Origin of the sequence: Rossellomorea marisflavi, assembly GCF_009806575.1 — a bacterium.
GTDB classification, from domain to species: Bacteria; Bacillota; Bacilli; order Bacillales; family Bacillaceae_B; genus Rossellomorea; species Rossellomorea marisflavi_A.
The window spans coordinates 4314626-4332594 of record NZ_CP047095.1 but is presented as its reverse complement, the minus strand read 5'-3'; the positions used below and the strand labels follow the sequence as shown (position 1 = coordinate 4332594).

14 protein-coding genes and 1 riboswitch are annotated in these 17969 nt (G+C 48.4%); of the genes, 5 read left to right on the top strand and 9 right to left on the bottom strand.

What is annotated here, in order from left to right; genetic code table 11:
* The first annotated feature begins 43 nt into the window (after window positions 1-43).
* The gene (locus D5E69_RS22200; RefSeq protein WP_159130276.1) at window positions 44-1396 is read left to right on the top strand and encodes an amino acid permease; all 1353 of its coding nucleotides are present in this window, start codon (window positions 44-46) and stop codon (window positions 1394-1396) included.
* Window positions 1397-1593: 197 nt separating this feature from the next.
* A complete protein-coding gene (locus tag D5E69_RS22195; protein WP_159130397.1) occupies window positions 1594-3231 on the top strand; it encodes an alkaline phosphatase in 1638 nt (545 codons plus the stop codon).
* A gap of 60 nt (window positions 3232-3291) precedes the next feature.
* Here the strand turns inward: D5E69_RS22195 and ahpF are convergent, their stop codons facing one another.
* The 9 genes from ahpF to D5E69_RS22150 form a co-directional block, all read right to left on the bottom strand.
* Window positions 3292-4818, bottom strand: a complete 1527-nt coding sequence (gene ahpF, locus D5E69_RS22190) for an alkyl hydroperoxide reductase subunit F (protein ID WP_159130275.1) — start codon at window positions 4816-4818, stop codon at window positions 3292-3294.
* Between the two features lie 13 nt (window positions 4819-4831).
* Window positions 4832-5395, bottom strand: coding sequence for an alkyl hydroperoxide reductase subunit C (gene ahpC / locus D5E69_RS22185; protein WP_048004644.1), 564 nt, complete (start codon window positions 5393-5395; stop codon window positions 4832-4834).
* A gap of 406 nt (window positions 5396-5801) precedes the next feature.
* Window positions 5802-7703, bottom strand: coding sequence for a PhoX family protein (locus D5E69_RS22180; RefSeq protein WP_148794372.1), 1902 nt, complete (start codon window positions 7701-7703; stop codon window positions 5802-5804).
* 217 nt (window positions 7704-7920) lie between these two features.
* Entirely contained in the window at window positions 7921-8637 is a 717-nt protein-coding gene (locus D5E69_RS22175) for a 3-ketoacyl-ACP reductase (RefSeq protein WP_048015783.1), read from the bottom strand.
* A 119-nt stretch (window positions 8638-8756) separates the two neighbouring features.
* A complete protein-coding gene (gene pdxA, locus D5E69_RS22170) occupies window positions 8757-9752 on the bottom strand; it encodes a 4-hydroxythreonine-4-phosphate dehydrogenase PdxA (protein WP_048004647.1) in 996 nt (331 codons plus the stop codon).
* Window positions 9745-11043: a four-carbon acid sugar kinase family protein gene (locus D5E69_RS22165; protein WP_159130274.1), complete on the bottom strand. Its 1299-nt coding sequence runs from the start codon at window positions 11041-11043 to the stop codon at window positions 9745-9747. Before D5E69_RS22165 ends, pdxA begins: the two co-directional genes overlap by 8 nt.
* A 29-nt stretch (window positions 11044-11072) precedes the next feature.
* A complete protein-coding gene (locus tag D5E69_RS22160; protein ID WP_159130273.1) occupies window positions 11073-12071 on the bottom strand; it encodes a 2-keto-3-deoxygluconate permease in 999 nt (332 codons plus the stop codon).
* Between the two features lie 165 nt (window positions 12072-12236).
* On the bottom strand, window positions 12237-13913 hold the full coding sequence (locus D5E69_RS22155; RefSeq protein ID WP_159130272.1) for a sigma-54-dependent transcriptional regulator: 1677 nt from the start codon (window positions 13911-13913) through the stop codon (window positions 12237-12239).
* An 84-nt stretch (window positions 13914-13997) separates the two neighbouring features.
* On the bottom strand, window positions 13998-15128 hold the full coding sequence (locus D5E69_RS22150) for a GGDEF domain-containing protein (protein WP_048004651.1): 1131 nt from the start codon (window positions 15126-15128) through the stop codon (window positions 13998-14000).
* A 187-nt stretch (window positions 15129-15315) separates the two neighbouring features.
* Window positions 15316-15499: riboswitch (Lysine riboswitch) on the top strand.
* Between the two features lie 108 nt (window positions 15500-15607).
* On the opposite strand from D5E69_RS22150, the gene D5E69_RS22145 reads away from it, so the two are divergent.
* Genes D5E69_RS22145 through D5E69_RS22135 form a run of 3 tightly spaced genes read left to right on the top strand, consistent with a single transcriptional unit; the run spans window position 15608 to window position 17963 of the window.
* The gene (locus D5E69_RS22145) at window positions 15608-16438 is read left to right on the top strand and encodes a transporter substrate-binding domain-containing protein (protein ID WP_048013923.1); all 831 of its coding nucleotides are present in this window, start codon (window positions 15608-15610) and stop codon (window positions 16436-16438) included.
* A gap of 40 nt (window positions 16439-16478) precedes the next feature.
* Window positions 16479-17204, top strand: a complete 726-nt coding sequence (locus D5E69_RS22140; RefSeq protein WP_048013924.1) for an amino acid ABC transporter permease — start codon at window positions 16479-16481, stop codon at window positions 17202-17204.
* An 18-nt stretch (window positions 17205-17222) separates the two neighbouring features.
* The gene (locus tag D5E69_RS22135) at window positions 17223-17963 is read left to right on the top strand and encodes an amino acid ABC transporter ATP-binding protein (protein WP_159130271.1); all 741 of its coding nucleotides are present in this window, start codon (window positions 17223-17225) and stop codon (window positions 17961-17963) included.
* Window positions 17964-17969 lie beyond the last annotated feature (6 nt).

The following is a 17969-nucleotide window of genomic DNA, read 5'->3' as shown; positions in this document are numbered from 1 at the left end:
TTTATTTTCGTTTCACGTGGAACATGTTGAGGAGGAGTTTGTTTTGGCACAACAAGAGTTAAAGAGGGATCTTTCCAATCGCCATGTACAGCTGATCGCGATCGGGGGTACGATAGGAACCGGGCTTTTCCTGGGTTCCGGTAAGGCGATTCAGTCGGCGGGTCCTTCCATCATCTTTGCGTATTTACTCGTTGGGATTGCCCTGTTTTTCGTCATGAGGGCACTCGGTGAGCTATTGCTTTCGAAAGCAGGGTATCAATCCATCACCGATATAGCGGAGGACTATCTTGGGTCCTGGGCTTCGTTTGTCACGGGCTGGACGTATTGGTTTTGCTGGATCATGACGGCAATGGCCGATGTGATCGCCGTCGGCGTATACGTAAACTATTGGTTTGACATCCCCCAGTGGATCCCGGCCCTTATCTGTCTTGTTATTCTCCTTGGGTTCAATCTTCTGACGGTCAAGCTGTTCGGTGAACTGGAATTTTGGTTCGCCCTGATCAAGGTCATTACGATCCTTGCCCTCATTGCAGTGGGCGTGGTCCTGCTTGTCATCGGGTTCAATACGGATGCTGGACCGGTGACCGTGACGAACTTATGGGAGAATGGCGGTTTCTTCCCCAATGGGATGAGTGGTTTCCTTCTCTCCCTTCAGATGGTGATCTTTGCCTATGTCGGTGTGGAACTTATCGGGGTATCGGCGGCGGAAACGTCCAATCCGCAGAAGAATATTCCGTCTGCCATCAATAAGATTCCCCTGAGGATCCTCTTCTTTTACGTAGGTGCCATCATCATCCTGCTGTGCATCAATCCCTGGATGGAGCTGACGGCGACAGAGAGCCCGTTTGTGAAGACATTCGGTCTGATCGGGGTTCCCTTGGCCGCCGGGATCATCAACTTCGTGGTTCTCACATCGGCGGCTTCCGCCTGCAACAGCGGGATGTTCTCTACGAGCCGGATCCTTTTCAATCTTAGTAAGGGAAAACAGGCGCCGGCCCGATTGGGAAGATTAAACCGGAACCATGTCCCCAGTCATGCGCTATTGGTCTCCACTGTGGTGGTATCGGTAGGTGCGTTGCTCAGCAAGCTCATCCCGGATCAGGCCTTTGGGATCGTCACGACGATCAGTGCCATCTGCTTCATCTGGGTGTGGGGCATCATTCTCGTTTGTCATATTTTGTACCGAAGGAAGCGTCCTGATCTCCATGAGAAGTCGAGCTTCAAAGCACCGTTCACCCCGCTGGTGAATTATCTTGTGTTGGCACTATTCGCTGCGATACTCGTCATCATGTTGTTTGCCGATGAGACAAGGCCTGCTCTCTTGTTGACACCGATATGGTTCGTCATCCTGTTTGCAGTCTATCGGATCAGGCAGAAAGCTTCACTTTCATCATAAAAACAGCCCCGTACACGTGCGTGCGGGGCTGTTTTATGAAATGAAGTGCCTGCATCTGTGCCATAGGTAATAAGCGGACCAATTGGGCAACCAAACACATTTACAAAATAATTACATTATCACTTGTCCCATTTTACATATGCCTTCTAGTATAAATGTGAAGATGGATCATAGAGGAGGAGATTGGAATGGGACGAATGGGATCGAAAAAGGTGACCGGCCTATCATTGGCCGCAGCTCTGGCCTTTTCATCACTGGGCTTTGCAGGGTCAGTGAAAACAGAGGTGGAAGCTAAGGACAAGAAAAAGGAACCGACCAACGTGATCATGATGGTCATGGATGGGACAAGTGCCGGGGCAACATCACTCGCCCGTTGGTACAAGGGTGAGGACTTGGCTATGGATGAGATTGCCATAGGCGGCGTCCGTACCTATTCAGCAGAGTCGGCGATTACGGATTCAGCACCCGCAGCCACCGCTCTTGCAACAGGGAATAAAAGCAATGATAAGGTCGTGGGCCTTCTGCCTAAAGTGGTCAGTTCTCCGGGAGTGGAACAGATCAAAGAGGAAGACCAATTACGGCCTGTTGCCAACGTACTCGAAGCAGCCAAACTTGATGGGAAGTCCACCGGGATCATCTCTACCTCCGAAATTCAGCATGCGACTCCGGCCGGCTTCTCCTCCCACGCCCCACATCGCAGCAACTATAATGACATTGCCGAACAGCAGGTGTATCAAGGAATCGATGTCGTTCTTGGCGGCGGGAAGGAATCCCTGACACCGCAGGGCCGAGAGGATGGCGAAGATCTGCTGAAGGTGATTGATTCGAGGGGTTATGACGTTGTAGAAACACGCAAAGACCTCATGAAGTCCAACTCTGAGAAGCTTTGGGGAGCGTTTGCCCCTTCTGCCATGGCGTATGATATCGACCGTGAGAAGACGCGCAAAAACGAACCAACACTTGCCGAGATGACGAAGAAAGGGATCGATACCCTGTCCAAGAATAAAGAAGGGTTCTTCCTCTTCGTAGAGGGAAGCAAAGTCGACTGGGCGGCCCACGCCAATGATCCAATCGGCATGATCGGGGATGTGCTTGCATTCGATGACGCGGTCAATGAAGCGCTGGAATTTGCCAAAAAAGACGGAAACACCATGGTCATAGCCGTATCCGATCACGGGAACAGCGGCATCACGATGGGGAATGTCAATACGAACGCAAGCTATCCGAGCACACCGGTTTCAGCCTATATCGATCCGTTGAAAAAGGCGAGCATGACCCTTGAAGGTGCGACAGGTAAGCTCAAAGCCGATCGCTCGAATATGAAGCAGGTCGCCGCTCTCTATGGGCTGGATAACCTCACGAAGGAAGAGATTGAAGCCCTGAAGGCATCGAAGAACCTGAACGGAGACCTTTCCAAAATGCTTGCAAGCCGTGCGAACCTTGGCTTCACCACAGGCGGGCACACGGGTGAGGATGTATTCCTGTACGCCTACGGACCGTCCAGACCATACGGAATGGTAGAGAACACCGACCTGCCGAAGAAGATGGCTGATTTCATGGGTGTGAACCTGGAGAAGACAACGGACAAATTATTCGTCAATGCACGGGAATCCTTTGAGAAAAAAGGCTACAAAACCCGTATTGACGTGACGGATGAGAACAATCCTGTATTTGTAGCCGAGAAGAATAAGAAGAAAATTGAAATGCCTGCGAACAAAAATATCGTCACGGTGACGGATAAGAAAAAGTCCAAAACGAAGACCCTCGATGGAGTGACGGTTTATAACGGAAAGGACTTCTATGTGTCGGACAAAGCGTTGAAGGAAGCGAAATAAGATTCCTTTCAACACGCACAAAAAAGGTCACTTGCTCTTAGGCAAGTGACCTTTTTATTGTTAGTTCCGGATCATGTAATCAAACGCACCAAGTGATGCGGTGGCACCTGATCCCATGGAGATGATGATCTGCTTGTAGGCACTGTCCGTGCAGTCTCCGGCAGCGAAGACACCAGGCATGCTGGTTGCACCGTGCTTATCGACAACGATCTCACCCATGCGTGTTTTCTCAAGGGAGTCACCGAGCCATTCCGTGTTCGGTACAAGACCGATCTGAACGAATACGCCGGCAAGTTCCACGTGATGCTCTTCTTCTGTCGCACGATCGATGTACGTGATCCCGTTCACCTTGTCGGTACCCGTGATCTCTTTCGTCTGGGCGTTTTTCACGACCGTGACGTTTGGAAGGCTGTTGAGGCGTTCCTGCAGTACAGCATCGGCTTTCAGCTCAGGCATGAATTCAAGGACGGTCACATGCTTGACGATCCCTGCAAGATCGATGGCTGCTTCGACGCCGGAGTTTCCTCCGCCGATGACCGCTACATCTTTTCCTTCGAACAATGGTCCGTCACAGTGAGGGCAGTAAGCTACCCCTTTGTTCTTGAATTCTGCTTCGCCAGGGACGCCGACGTTACGCCAGCGGGCACCTGTTGAAAGGATGACGGTCTTACTCCTGAGGACCGCACCGTTTTCAAGTTCCAATTCGACGAGGTCTTTCTTCTCGAGGCCCTTGGCACGCTGAAGGTTCATCACGTCGATGTTGTAATCCTTCACGTGTTCTTCGAGGCTTGCGACAAGTTTCGGACCTTCCGTCTTGGTCATGCTGATGAAGTTCTCGATGCCGAGGGTGTCCATCACCTGTCCACCAAAGCGCTCGGCTACAAGTCCGGTGCGAATACCTTTACGCGCCGCGTAGATCGCAGCACTTGCACCAGCGGGACCGCCACCGACTACGAGGACATCATATGGATCTTTATCGGCGAATTCAGCTGCATCAGGGCCGCTACCCATTTTGTTCAGCATTTCTTCAAGGGTCATACGACCGCTTCCGAACTCTTCACCATTCAGGAATACAGTCGGGACCGCCATGATTTCTTTGCTTTCGACTTCATCTTTGAACGCAGCGCCGTCAATCATCGTATGAGAGATTCCGTCATTGAGGAGACTCATGATGTTTAGGGCCTGTACGACATCAGGGCAGTTGTGGCATGTGAGGCTGATATACGACTCGAAGTGGTATTCACCCTTCACATTTTTGATCTGGTCGATCACGGTTTGATCGACTTTCGGTGCCCTGCCGCTCACTTGCAGCAAAGCAAGGACCAATGAAGTGAACTCGTGCCCCAGCGGGACGCCGGCAAATGTGATGCCGGTATCTTCGCCTATGCGATTGACGCTGAAGCTTGGTGTGCGTTCCAGTTCAGTGTTCTCCACTTTGATGCGGGGAGACATGGTCGCAAGCTGATCCACCAATGAGAGCATGTCTTGCGATACCTTGTCTTCTCCAGCACTCACCTTGAGCAAAATATCGCTCTCTAACATTTGAAGATACTGTTCTAGCTGTGCTTTGATATTTGCATCCAACATGTAATCGAACTCCTTAGATTTTACCTACTAGGTCAAGTCCTGGTGTAAGGGTTTCGCTTCCTTCTTCCCATTTAGCCGGGCAAACTTCACCTGGGTTTTTACGCACATATTGTGCTGCTTTGATTTTGTTTACGAGTGAGCTTGCGTCACGTCCGATACCGCCGGCATTGATTTCAACTGTTTGAATCACGCCGTCTGGATCGATGATGAATGTACCGCGGTCAGCAAGTCCTTCTTCTTCGTCCAATACGTCGAAGTTGCGTGAGATTTTTTGTGAAGGGTCACCAATCATCACGTACTCGATTTTGTTGATTGTATCTGAATGGTCATGCCATGCTTTATGAGTGAAATGTGTATCTGTAGAAACGGAGTATACTTCAACGCCTAAATCTTTAAGCGTAGCATATTGATCTTGTAGGTCGCCAAGTTCAGTAGGGCATACGAATGTGAAATCTGCAGGGTAGAAGCAGACTACGCTCCATTTACCTTTGAAGTTTTCTTCAGTGACCTCTACGAAATCACCTTTGTGATAAGCTTGTGCAGTAAATGGTAGAACTTCAGTTCCGATTAATGACATATCGAAATTCCTCCTTGGTTAATTGTAATAATTCTAATTCAATACTCATTATTATATACATTGGGTTATTTGTCAAAGGAAAAGTGGCACTTCCGGTGAAAAAATCTCCCCATCTTCTGATTTTGCCTAAATCGAAGGGTTTTATACGGGATGACCCTTTATATTTTAGCATTACACGGCATGGGATTTCTAATGATACGATTGTATAATCTGGGAATCCGCTTATCTGCAAAACGAAAGGGTCCCGGGCCAATTTGAAAATTAGCAAGGGATGATTGAGAATGCTTGCTTGCAACAAACCCTTGAATCATTACCGCTGTCGGTAACGGGATAGAGTCATGCTTATCATTGGTAATAGAGAGAAAAAATCCGAACGATTTGAATCATCGTTCGGATTTTCTTCTGTTTACTGTTTCTTATGCTGTGGTCCTTCATTGGAAGGAAGGCCGGATACATAGCCGACGCCACCTGTTTCCTGGATTCCGATGCTGTCGCGCATGGCTTTTTCCAGTGCTTCTTTATCAACGGCTGTGATGTCTTTCTTACCGAGTTTTTCCCCTGGATGCTGGTAGTTGCTCAGCAAATAGCGGGAGTTCTCGATGTTTTCGACGGCACGCAGTCCTGTTGCTTCAGCTCCCACCGGAACAGATAGGATGCGGGAGAGCTTCTTCGTCTTCACGTTGTAAGCCCAGACGAAGTTATTCGTATGCATGTCACTATCTTCACCGATGAAGAGGGTATTCATATCTTCTGAGTACGTCAGGTTGTCCGGATTGGCGATTTTATCGGAATCCGCCGTATTTCCGTATGCATCGGCCTTTTCAAGGTCTTTACCGATGACGAGACCTTCCATGCTGGCAGGCACATAGCGACTGTCGATCTTCCCTTTGGACTGGTCTTTTTGACCGGCAGCCATGTTGAGCTGGTACGTGACTCCGGACTCGAGGTGAGGCAGCTGGATGTCATCCTGGACGGCATCCGGTTGTTTCAGCATGGCACTGTTTTGGTAAGAGATGGCCATATAGGCTTTCTTGTCCTTCTTGTTCACGCTCAGGCCTTCCATCTTATTGAACTCGCTGGTGGCACCGAGGATGGCCCCGTAACGGCGGGACTCAAGGAATGCCGCTGCTTTTTCCATGCCTGGTTTCACTTTCAGGTATTCGACTTTCTTGCTTGCCGCAGTCTTCACGGCTGTGAATCCTTCTCTAGGCTCTTCAGATGTTTCAAAGATGTCGCTGAACGTCACACCTTTGTCGATGATGGATTTGACCTCATCATCCGTGGAGTGGCCGAGCTTGATCCATTGAAGATCGCCCTTGCCGCCATTTTCACCGCTTTTTTGTTTGAACTTGGCCGCATACAGCGTTCCGGCAGAGAAATCCTTCTCTTTGTCTGCGACATACATGAACATCATCGTGTTGTTTCCGTCATCTCCGAAGAGGGCGGTCTTGTTATCAGGAAGGACCTGCATCATTTCATGAGAGAAGCGACCCGTGCTGTAATGCTTCACGACCGAGGCTTCACCGTTATCGTCCACGGAAATTTCTGGAATCCATCCATAGAAATACGGATTGGCTTTCGATGCATCACCGAAGTAGCGCTCAGCGAAGCTTGTCACGTCTTTATGTGCATCCGATGAAGGATCTTCTTCAAATGCCCTTGCGTCAGGCTCATACTCTTCGGAACCAAGGTGGGTTCCCCATTCGGTTGTGGAGCCATTACATGGTGTCCATAGACCGTTCACGTTGGCAAAATCGATTTTCTTTGCATGATTGACGGTCAATTCACCTGTTTTCTCGTCTTTCTCCACTTGGGTCAAGGTCATCGATGCTGGTAAGCCGGAGATCTCTTCCCCTGCATTGTCTACGGAATCATATTCATAGTGAGAAATGATATAGGATTTGCCATTGATGGTGATGAAACTATTTGAGTCCGGTGCGTCTGAAACGTAAGGTGACGGTTGATCGGGTACGCTCCGGTCGATGATCGGGTTACCATTTGCATCGATCGGGGTGCCGGCGGCAATCATCTCCCCTTTGTTATCCACGATCTTATCTTTAGATAGGAATAGCTGATTATAATTGAGCGGCGTTTCTTCCACGCTGCCATCTTTATACGTTACTTTAACGGAAGCTTCCGTATAGGTTTTGACCATGTCTTCAATGGTGGTCGGTGCGTTCATTGATTGGAACTCGACGTTCTTGATCTGTTTCTGATGTGGATGAGCATGATGCTCGGAAGCGAACGCAGAGGTTGCTCCAGAAGCAAGAAGTGTGATGGATAGGCCGATGGACACGCGTTTTTTCATGGTTGACTACCTCCCAATGTAAGCTTAGCTTCATTTAACCACCGGAATGTTGAGGGGGTTTTAAGGGTTTTTGTGCAATTGTAAAGGATGTGGGACATTTCTGTGACGGGTGATCCTCTTATTGGAAGCGTTGGGTGATCGAAGGTTGTTGAGGAGTTATATAGAAAAAGGACCCGCCATTTTGCTCGGCGGGTCCTGCTTGTCTATGGGAATGCGATTATGGATTATTCGACCACAGTCCGGCATGCTTCAGTACCACGCGGGGGTGGAGTTTGAGCTGTGCCACCATGAGGTCCGCCATGTCTTCTGCCTGCATGACCTTATCCGGGTTTCCGTCAGTCAGCTTCAAGTCCACGGCCATATCGGTCGCCACGGTGCTAGGTGTCAGGGTCGTCACGCGGATATTCTTTTTGCGTACTTCCATCATGAGGGATTCGCTCAACCCGATGACGGCCGCTTTGGAAGCAGAGTATGCGCTTGTGACCGGTGCCCCTTTTTGACCTGCTGTAGAGGAGATATTGATAATATCTCCGGTGTTGCGCTCGATCATTTCCGGAAGCACGGCGCGTGTCGTATAGTATACGCCTTTGACGTTGACATCGATGATGTTCGTCCATTCATCCGGTGTGAGCTCCATGAAGCCGCCGAATTTAGAGATTCCTGCATTGTTTACGAGGATATCAATGGGACCGAGTTCAGCTCGGATCGATTCCACTGCTTTTGTGATGCCATCTAGATCTGCTACGTCAGCAGCCGCAAAGGACACATTGACATCATACTGCTTCAATTCGTCTGCTGCTTTCTCGAGGTTCTCAATAGTGCGTCCCACAAGTCCTACGTGGACCCCTTCTTTGGCGAAGGCTTCCGCCGTCGCGCGGCCGATACCGCGACCTGCTCCTGTGATCAACGCTACTTTTCCTTTAATCGATTGCATGGTACCACTCCTTTGGTTCAGATTTTTTTATTGTATCGAACTTCAGGTGATGAAGCGAATAAACTGTCTGCTCTGTAAATAAAATGGACCTCGAGAATGTCGAGGTCCAACAATGGTGTTTACTTAGGTGCAAGTTCAATTGCCTGATGAAGGGCTTCCAGCATGCTGCCTTCGTCGGCGATTCCTTTGCCGGCAATATCAAACGCCGTTCCGTGATCAACGCTTGTCCGGATGATCGGGAGTCCGACGGTGATGTTGACACCTGATTCTAATCCGAGAACTTTGATCGGTCCGTGGCCCTGGTCATGATACATGGCGACGACGATGTCGAAGTCGCCCCTTTGGGCACGGAAGAAAAGTGTGTCCGCTGGGAGAGGGCCTTCTACGTTAATCCCGTCTCCTTGGGCACGTTCGATTGCGGGAATGATTTTCTCTTCTTCTTCTCCATAACCGAATAGTCCATTTTCGCCAGCATGAGGGTTGATTCCGCACACACCGATCTTCGGAGCTGCCACTCCTGATTTGGAAAGGGTGTCGTGCGCCAGTTTGATAACCCTCAGTACCCGATCCGGTTCGATCATATTGATTGCATCCAACAGGCCGACATGAGTGGTCACATGGATCACTTTCAATTTAGGTGACGATAGCATCATGGAGAAATCGGCTGTACCTGTCAACTCTGCCAGAATCTCTGTATGGCCAGGATACTGATGCCCTCCTTTATGGAGAGCTTCTTTATTTAATGGTGCCGTGCAGATCGCACTGATTTTCTGCTGATTGGCTAATTCGATTGCTTTCTTAAGATAATGAAAAGCTGCGTTTCCGGCTTCAGCCGACACTTTTCCGAATGGAAGGTCCTCAGGCAGCAGGTGCAGATCCAGGCAATGAACGGTTCCGTGCTCGGTTGTATCGAATGCGTCTGTATCCTCCAAGCGTACGATTTTTACTTTATTGCCAAGGATTTCATTCGCTTTATCCAGTCTTGAAGCATCCCCGATGACGATGGGGTGAGCCTGTTCATATAGATGTTGGTGCTGGAGGCTCTTAATGATGATTTCCGGGCCCACACCAGCCCCATCCCCCATTGTGATGCCGACGATTGGTTTCTTACTCATATACGATATCTCCCTTCAATTCACAGGCAGCTCGGTAGATTGAATCATCATCTCCGAATGCCCCTGCTTTTGTTACGACAGTCAAGGGCCTAGACGCCCCGATTAACTGACCCACCGGGATTCCGGGTTCAAGCTGCTTGATCAGCCTTATTCCATTGCCGCCCAATTGTTTAGCAGTTTCTTTCGCCGTATCCCCTCCAGTTAACACAAAGCTGTTTAGGTGGTGATAGGCGTTTGCAAGGGCCCGGACGATTTCGGCCAGTGCGGTGGAGATTTCTTCTCCTATTTGATAGGACGAAAATCCGAGGGACTCTCCAGCCTGCTTAACCTTCTCCCTGATTTCAACGTTCGAAGGCACAAAGATTGCAACGTGCTTACCCTCTTCAATGGCCGACTTGCACTGATAGAGATAGACTTGTTGAGCCTCCACCCAAAGAGGTGAGAAGATTTTCAGTGTATCTACTTCTACCCCGATCACATCATCTTTGGCAGCAGCTGTCCGCACCTGTTTTTGCGTGGTGAGCGATAGGCTTCCGCATACGATGACCACTTGTTCAGAAGGAGTGATCGTCCGTTCTGCCGGTATAGAATGTAATTGAAGTACGTCTGGTAATACCTCTGCCAGTCCTGCTGAACCTGCCCAGATCACCTTTGATGATAGCTGCAGCATCCATTTGGAGAACAGTTTGAGGTCTTCTTCCGTTTCCGCATCACAAACCAAGTAGCATATCCCTTGAGATTGAAAGGACCTGACGATTTGTTCAAACGTTTCTCTATTTATTAGCGCTGTTTTCTTTAGTAGGCCGACTTTTTCTCCAATCTCGTTTTCAATCAATGTCGGAATGGAAGATTCTTTCACGGGATGCTTAGGGTCCCGTGAGATTTCAGTGTCTGATACTCGCTGATCTTTGATGTAATGGATTCCATCCTTTGTTGTACGGTGAAGGGCCGGGAAAGCCGGGGATATGAATACGAATTCCGGTTGAAAGACGTCTTTCATGGCCTTTAATTCGGTGCCGATATGTCCGCGTAAAGTAGAATCCATTTTTTTATAGATCGTCCGATAACCTGCTTCTTTAATAAACTGCGCTGCCTCTTTTGTTTTTTTATAGGCTTCTTCTCTAAGAAGTGCGCGTCCGTTCGTGTCAATGACAATACCTTGGTCAAGCGTTTGAGAATGATCCGGAAGGTCAAACAGGACGGAGGTAGGTACCCCTTTTTCCGTCAACTGAACCCCGCTGTCGTTTGCCCCCGTCAGATCATCTGCTACGATTGCGATCCATTTTTCCATAGTGTAATCCCTCATTTGAATCTCATTTTCTACGATGCTGCTTTTTCATCTGTTGAGTAGTCCTCCGGTAACCGTACCCCTTTTTTCTCCAGGCGTTTCACTAGGAACGCTATATAAAGTGGCAGGAGGACAGCTGTCGTCACGACGGAAGCTGCAACTTGCACGGTCGCGATTTCCACATTGGCTGCAAATCCTGCACTGGCGGCTGCTATTGCCGCCGGCGTTGCAACGGCGTTACCCGCAGTAGACCCTTCAGCAGCTCCTGCAATCGGATTCCATTTCAGTGCTTTGAACACCAAGTACCCTGCAGTCCCTGTTATGAATACCGTCATGAGCCCGAGTGCAACCCCTGATAATCCGCCTTCGACAATAGCCTTGAAGTTGATTCCCATCCCTAATGCAAAGGCGAAGAACGGAATCAGCATAGAGCTACCGGTATTAAGGAAATCTCTCATTTCTCCATCGAGATTACCCAAGATCATTCCGATGATGATGGGAAGCAGGACCGAAATGAATGCAGTGACAGAGAATAATCCGTCCACAAAGCCCATGGCTCCGAAGATAGAGAGCGCTACCATTGTAAGGAAGGGTCCGTCATTCAACGCAAGCAATGAGTATGCCGCCCTGTCCGTCTTATCTCCGTATTGGCCAACAAGCGCCATATAAAGTCCACCGTTACTATTCGTCATGGAGGCAATGACGGCAATAGGTGCCAACCCCAGCCAAAGTCCATTCTCACCAGCAAACATATAGGCTAGCAATCCAACTGCCGCCCCTACTAGCCATTTTACGGATAACAGCACTGCTCCTTTTCCAAGACTGACCCCTACATTCCTGACGTTGATCTGTGCGCCGGTACATAATAGAAATAAAGCGATAAGCGTACCGGCACCGTCTACGAACAATGCTTGTGTGAAGTTCCCGATCCTCAGCAGATCTGGAGCGATGGTGTTGATTGTTGCAGAAAGCAACAAAGGTACAACCATCAACCCACCTGGGATTCGGTTTAAGGTTGATTTGATCTTCATTTTAACATCCCCTTATGTGTATGTCGTGAATAATCTCTCGATAAACCGCTTACAATTTACATAATAGAACTTTGTATCTAATTTTGCAACACTAATAATATATTTATTTTTATTTAATCATTATTGTTGCAAAGTGAAACAAAAAAGAAGAGCCCCGATGGCTCTTCAATTCTCTTCATTCAGTTTTCTCCACAATGTAGATCGATTAATACCCAGACGCTTCGAAGCGCGGGATTGATTCCCGTTTTCCTCAGCTAAAACCGTTTCTATAATCCTTTTTTCGATTTGTCTGAGTGTCCCGTCGACTGATGTGGAATGAATCGATGCTTTTTTGCATGATAGCAACATTTCTGTTTGTGCTTTTTCTATATAATATCCGTCGGCTTTCTGTGCCAATTCATGGATTGCTTGCTTCAGTTCATGGAGATTCCCGGGCCAACCATATTCCTTCAACAAGGTCATGGCTTCAGGCTTTATCCCTACGGTTTCACTTCCGTTTTGAGCATGTAAGGCCGTTAAGAAATAATGGGCGAAGACCGGAATGTCCTCTTTTCGTCTTGATAATGGGGCTAAGTGGATACTTTGCGTTTCGATCGTTACATCCTGCCCGGCATCTTCCTGGATAAATATGACCTGCACACGATGAGAATAGGATGTCAACAAACTCGTGAATTCTTCCACGTGCTGGCTTTTATCCTGGTTTAGAACCACAATGCTCCCTGCCTGGATAGGCAAAAGGATTTGTTTCAATTCGCTCAAAGCATGTTCATCGAGCAAAGCGGCGTCGATGCTGATTAGAGGAGCGGCGTGCCCAAATCGTTGGTGGTGAATGTTTTCTGCCACCGTCGATTTGCCTGTTCCTTTATCACCGATGATGGAGAGTGGCATTGAGCTCAGTCGTTTCAATTGTCTAGCCAGATCCCGTGAATAGAGGCTTTCTCCTATTATTGGAGAGGCATTCGGTCCAATATCGATCGATATCGGCTTCCTGTCGGATGGGTTTCCTCTGACAAAGCACATCATTCCGGCTTTCGTATCCGTGAGTTTGAAAAGTTGAACCACTAAAAAATGGTTCCCGTGTTCAAGTTTCAACCACTGGTTCTTTCCTGTACTCAACACATCTTCCAGTGGGAGTTTAATGGTTGATTGGGTTAAGGCATTGTCATCAAGATACGCACGGTAAGCCGCATTTCGCTCATGAATCAGGAGGTCTTTTCCGATTACGGCAGTTGGGTAAGGGAATTCATGAAAAAGCTGATGGAAGATATCGTAATTATGCCTTACCTTTTTGGAAAGCTGGAAAGTACGTCTTCCTTCCTCAACTGCTTGGATCAATGCCTCTTTTCCTGAAGTGATAAGCACTCCATGAAGGCCCATGGATTCGGCTGCTTGCACGGTTACCACATCCCCTATGATGGATTCATAACCGGCTTCCTTGAGGGATTCGAGGAGTGGCTTCACTTCCGTCCTGTTGGCAATGGTCTTTACTTCAATGTCGTATTCAAGGATATTGCAAAGAGTTGCGGCCCCTTGTGTAACAGACGCAAATCCGACTAGCGCGACTTTCTTTCCGATGTTTTTAATCAGCGTAAAGACGCGTAGCATATCGTAGCCTGATATTTGAATATGGATCACCGGTAGGGAAGCAACCTGTTCGATTGCAAGTGCCGTACCCCCGCGGCTGATGATGATATCGTACTCCTCCAGCATCGTTTGACGTGCAAAGTCAGCTCCCTCCTCGAGGTTGGCGACAGTGACGTCCATCTTCACGTCTGGAGGGAGGTCAAGCTGCTTGCTGACTTCAGCCATTCCGCTATAAGGTGCTATTAAGAGAGCTTTCATGTCCGACATACTCCTAATCTGTTGCATATTTAAACACTATTATGTCACACCTGGGGACTGATGTCACGAGGAGGTATCCGCCCGTCACCATCTCTTGAATTGATTACGGCCCGCTTTTTTTGCTTCATACAAGGCTTCATCACAACAGGCATAAAGCTCTTCCAAGGTTGAGGTCTCGAAGGTGGTGATGCCTATACTGACTTGATATGGGACGATGCTCTTGGTTGAGTGGAGAGAAGAAATCAATTGTTCAGTAAAACGATTTGAGGCCTCTATCCCTTTATCAACAAGCAAGATGGCGAATTCATCTCCACCATATCGTCCAAACAGGTCCTTATCCGTTAATTGACCCTGTATCGTTGTGGTCATATCTTGAAGGACTTGATCCCCTGCCAAGTGACCATATGTATCGTTGATCTGTTTAAAATGATCGACATCAAAGAGAAGGAACGAGTGTTGCAACCCTTTTTTGTTGTGACGAACAAGATCTTCTGCGCTTCTGGTGAATGCCCGTCTATTCAGTACTCCTGTCAGATCATCCTGGTTTGCCAAGATGACGAGTTCCTGGTCGACCTTTTCCTTCATCAGAAGAAGGAAGGCAAGATTCATCAAATTCGATAAAACATAAAAAGAAAGCAGGACAATCAATTGAAGGACCCCGGGATTATAAAGGGTAAAGGATTGGATTGGGATGAAAAATGAACTGAATCCCCGGACGATGGAGAAGATGACGCCAACTCCATAAAGCAGGCTCACAACCTTCATCAGAAGGGATGAACTCCTGAAACCGACCAGACAAACCGGTGAAAGGAGGATGGCCGTCAGGAACGAATAGTAGGCGATGCGGACAGACTCTGTATTGTAAAAGATAAATAAGATGGAAAAGCCCATAATCCCGACGATCGTCACATATATATAGATGAGCCTCATCTTAGGACGTAAATAGCCCTGAAGATTCACTAGCGCTGCAACTTCCAAAGATGTCCCCGTATAAAGAACGATGTTGGCCAACCATATCGATAGCACATCGGAAATATCGCCCCGGAACACCATTAAGGATACCGCCAGGATCTGGCAACATTTGGCCAGGAAGAACATATTCAGGGTCATATCCCGCTTGTGGGTAAATCCGTAAGATCCGATCATGATTAGGGTGAATAAGAAGCCGATGAACAGCAGGGCTGTAATGATGGTGGAATCGACATAGATCTCCAATCCGGCACTCTCCTTACTGAAAAATGGTCTGAGTATAGTATATCAAACCTGGGACTTTCTGAGTGGATGTCGATTTGGTAACGGGTGTAATCTTTGGAAATCGGGAAAATAACTAGTTCAATGGATTGACAGTTTCCTGGTTTAGTTGTAGACTGTTAGAGAAAATTTAATAAGACCTCGCTATGAATAGTGAGGTAGAGGTGCGATATTTAACAGTCCTTGGCGGAGCTCGAGAAGCGTCGATGTCAGGGAGAAGGAAATGTCGCCGAAGTGGGTTCATATGTCTCGGTATGACCTGCTGGGTCTGCAGTTAAGAGCTGCAGGACTGTCTCAATAAACGTCCCGGTTTATTGAGTTGTGCTATCTCATTGGGGAATAGAGAGGACTTATGGGTGACTTCGTATACTACGGCCTGAGTTGATCTCAGGCCGTTTTTTGTTTGTCCAAAAGCATTTACAAAAAATAGGGGGACGAAAAGAATGAAAAAAAGAGCAACGATCTTTGCATTATTGTTGGTTTCGGCACTGGTTATGTTGGCAGGCTGCGGGAAAAGCGGGGCTTCAGGTTCGGAAGACAAAGACACATTCACTGTAGGTCTTGAAGCAGGATACGCACCATTCAACTGGTCACAGAAATCAGACACCAATGGAGCGGTTAAAATCAAAGGAAGCAAGGAATATGCCGGCGGGTATGACGTGGAAATGGCGAAAAAGCTTGCAGATAAAATGGGCAAAGAACTCGTTGTTGTGAAAACAGAGTGGGACGGACTCGTTCCTGCCCTGAACTCAGGTAAGATCGACGCCATTGTCGCAGGGATGTCCCCAACAGCTGAGCGTAAAAAAGCCATCGACTTCTCTGATAACTACTACAAATCCGATCTTGTGATGGTCGTGAAAAAAGGCGGAAAATTTGAAGGAGCCAAGTCGATCCAGGACTTCAAAGGGGCAAAAGTGACAGCTCAGCTGAACACGTTCCACTACTCTGTGATCGATCAGATCAAAGGGGTTTCCAAAGAAACAGCCATGGATAACTTCCCTGCCATGAGGGTTGCCCTTCAATCAGGCATTATCGATGGATATGTATCGGAACGTCCGGAAGCAGTGAGTGCTTCAACAGCAAATGACGATTTCGCCATGGTTGAATTCAATGATGGGTTCAAAACATCAGAAGATGATACGGCCGTAGCTGTAGGAGTGGAAAAAGGAAGCGACCTCACGGAAGAAATCAATAAAGCATTGAAGGATATTTCAGAAGATGAACGTACAGAGATCATGGATCAGGCCATCAAGAACCAGCCTGCAGAACAGTAATCATGTTGCCGGTCAGGCAATATGAAGAAGGAGGAGAACAATGAGCTTAGAGTGGATCATCAGAATTATTACAGACAACTGGGCCATGTTCTTGCGAGGAGCGGGTGTGACCTTGTTGATCGCCTTTGTCGGTACCGTGATCGGTGCCGCCATCGGCCTGTTGGCAGGCGTCATCCGGACCATCCCTGTCCCTGAACGCGGACCGAAGAAGGTCATCCTCAAAGTCGTGAACATCGTATTATCCATCTACATCGAATTCTTCCGGGGCACGCCGATGATTGTACAGGCAATGGTCATCTATTACGGTTCGGCCATGGCCTTCGGATTCGATATGAACGTCATGGTGGCGGCTTTCATCGTCGTCTCCATCAATACGGGTGCCTATATGGCCGAAATCGTCCGCGGTGGGATCATCTCCATCGACAAGGGGCAATTCGAGGCTGCCCAGGCCATCGGGATGAACCATGTGCAGACGATGTGGAATGTCGTCATGCCTCAGGTCATCCGTAATATCCTGCCGGCAACGGGGAATCATTTTATCATCAACATCAAAGATACATCCGTCCTGAATGTCATCTCTGTATCGGAGCTGTACTTCCTGACCAAATCCGTGGCAGGGAACAACTTCCGTTACTTCGAATCATTCTTCGTCGCATGTATGATTTACTTCGTCATGACATTCGCCGTGACCAAGATCCTCCGTCACTTCGAGAAGAAGCTCGACGGACCGGAGAGCTATACAATGGTAGATGCGAAAGCCAAATAAGGAGAAGGAGGAATCCCTGTGGAAAACGTCATAGACATCCAGCATTTGAACAAATCCTTCGGCACCCATGAAGTGCTCAAGGACATCGACTTTTCAGTGAAAAAAGGGGAAGTGGTGAGCATCATCGGTTCCTCCGGTTCCGGTAAATCCACCCTTCTCCGCTGCATCAATCTGTTGGAAAAGCCGAGCGGCGGCCAGATCATTTACAACGGGGAGAACATCCTCGACAGCAAGCATGATATCTTCTCATACCGCCAAAACCTGGGCATGGTATTCCAGCAGTTCAACCTGTTCAACAACCACAACGTCTTGAAGAACTGCGTCGTTGGCCAAGTCAAGGTGCTGAAGCGCTCCAAAGAGGAAGCGGAGAAAGTTGCTTTGAAATACTTGGACGTCGTTGGCATGAGCCAATATGTCAACGCCAGCCCGAAACAGCTCTCGGGGGGACAGAAGCAGCGTGTCGCCATCGCGCGCGCCCTTTCCATGGAGCCCGATGTCATGCTCTTCGATGAGCCGACATCCGCACTCGATCCTGAGATGGTCGGCGAAGTATTAAGGGTCATGAAGGAGCTAGCCGGATCCGGCCTCACCATGCTCATCGTGACGCACGAAATGGAATTCGCCAAGGAAGTATCAGACCGCGTCGTCTTCATGGACAAAGGCGTCATCGCCGAAGAAGGCCCGCCGGAACAGATCTTCAACCATCCGAAGCAGGAGCGTACGAGGGAGTTTTTGAAGCGAACGTTGAAGAATGGATGAATACGA

Coding starts and splice junctions, on each gene's coding strand:
- D5E69_RS22195 (WP_159130397.1), top strand. CDS start 1,594: ATGGGATCGAAAAAGGTGACCGGCCTATCATTGGCCGCAGCTCTGGCC.
- D5E69_RS22180 (WP_148794372.1), bottom strand. CDS start 7,703: ATGAAAAAACGCGTGTCCATCGGCCTATCCATCACACTTCTTGCTTCT.
- D5E69_RS22160 (WP_159130273.1), bottom strand. CDS start 12,071: ATGAAGATCAAATCAACCTTAAACCGAATCCCAGGTGGGTTGATGGTT.
- D5E69_RS22165 (WP_159130274.1), bottom strand. CDS start 11,043: ATGGAAAAATGGATCGCAATCGTAGCAGATGATCTGACGGGGGCAAAC.
- ahpF (WP_159130275.1), bottom strand. CDS start 4,818: ATGTTGGATGCAAATATCAAAGCACAGCTAGAACAGTATCTTCAAATG.
- D5E69_RS22175 (WP_048015783.1), bottom strand. CDS start 8,637: ATGCAATCGATTAAAGGAAAAGTAGCGTTGATCACAGGAGCAGGTCGC.
- D5E69_RS22140 (WP_048013924.1), top strand. CDS start 16,479: ATGAGCTTAGAGTGGATCATCAGAATTATTACAGACAACTGGGCCATG.
- pdxA (WP_048004647.1), bottom strand. CDS start 9,752: ATGAGTAAGAAACCAATCGTCGGCATCACAATGGGGGATGGGGCTGGT.
- ahpC (WP_048004644.1), bottom strand. CDS start 5,395: ATGTCATTAATCGGAACTGAAGTTCTACCATTTACTGCACAAGCTTAT.
- D5E69_RS22145 (WP_048013923.1), top strand. CDS start 15,608: ATGAAAAAAAGAGCAACGATCTTTGCATTATTGTTGGTTTCGGCACTG.
- D5E69_RS22155 (WP_159130272.1), bottom strand. CDS start 13,913: ATGAAAGCTCTCTTAATAGCACCTTATAGCGGAATGGCTGAAGTCAGC.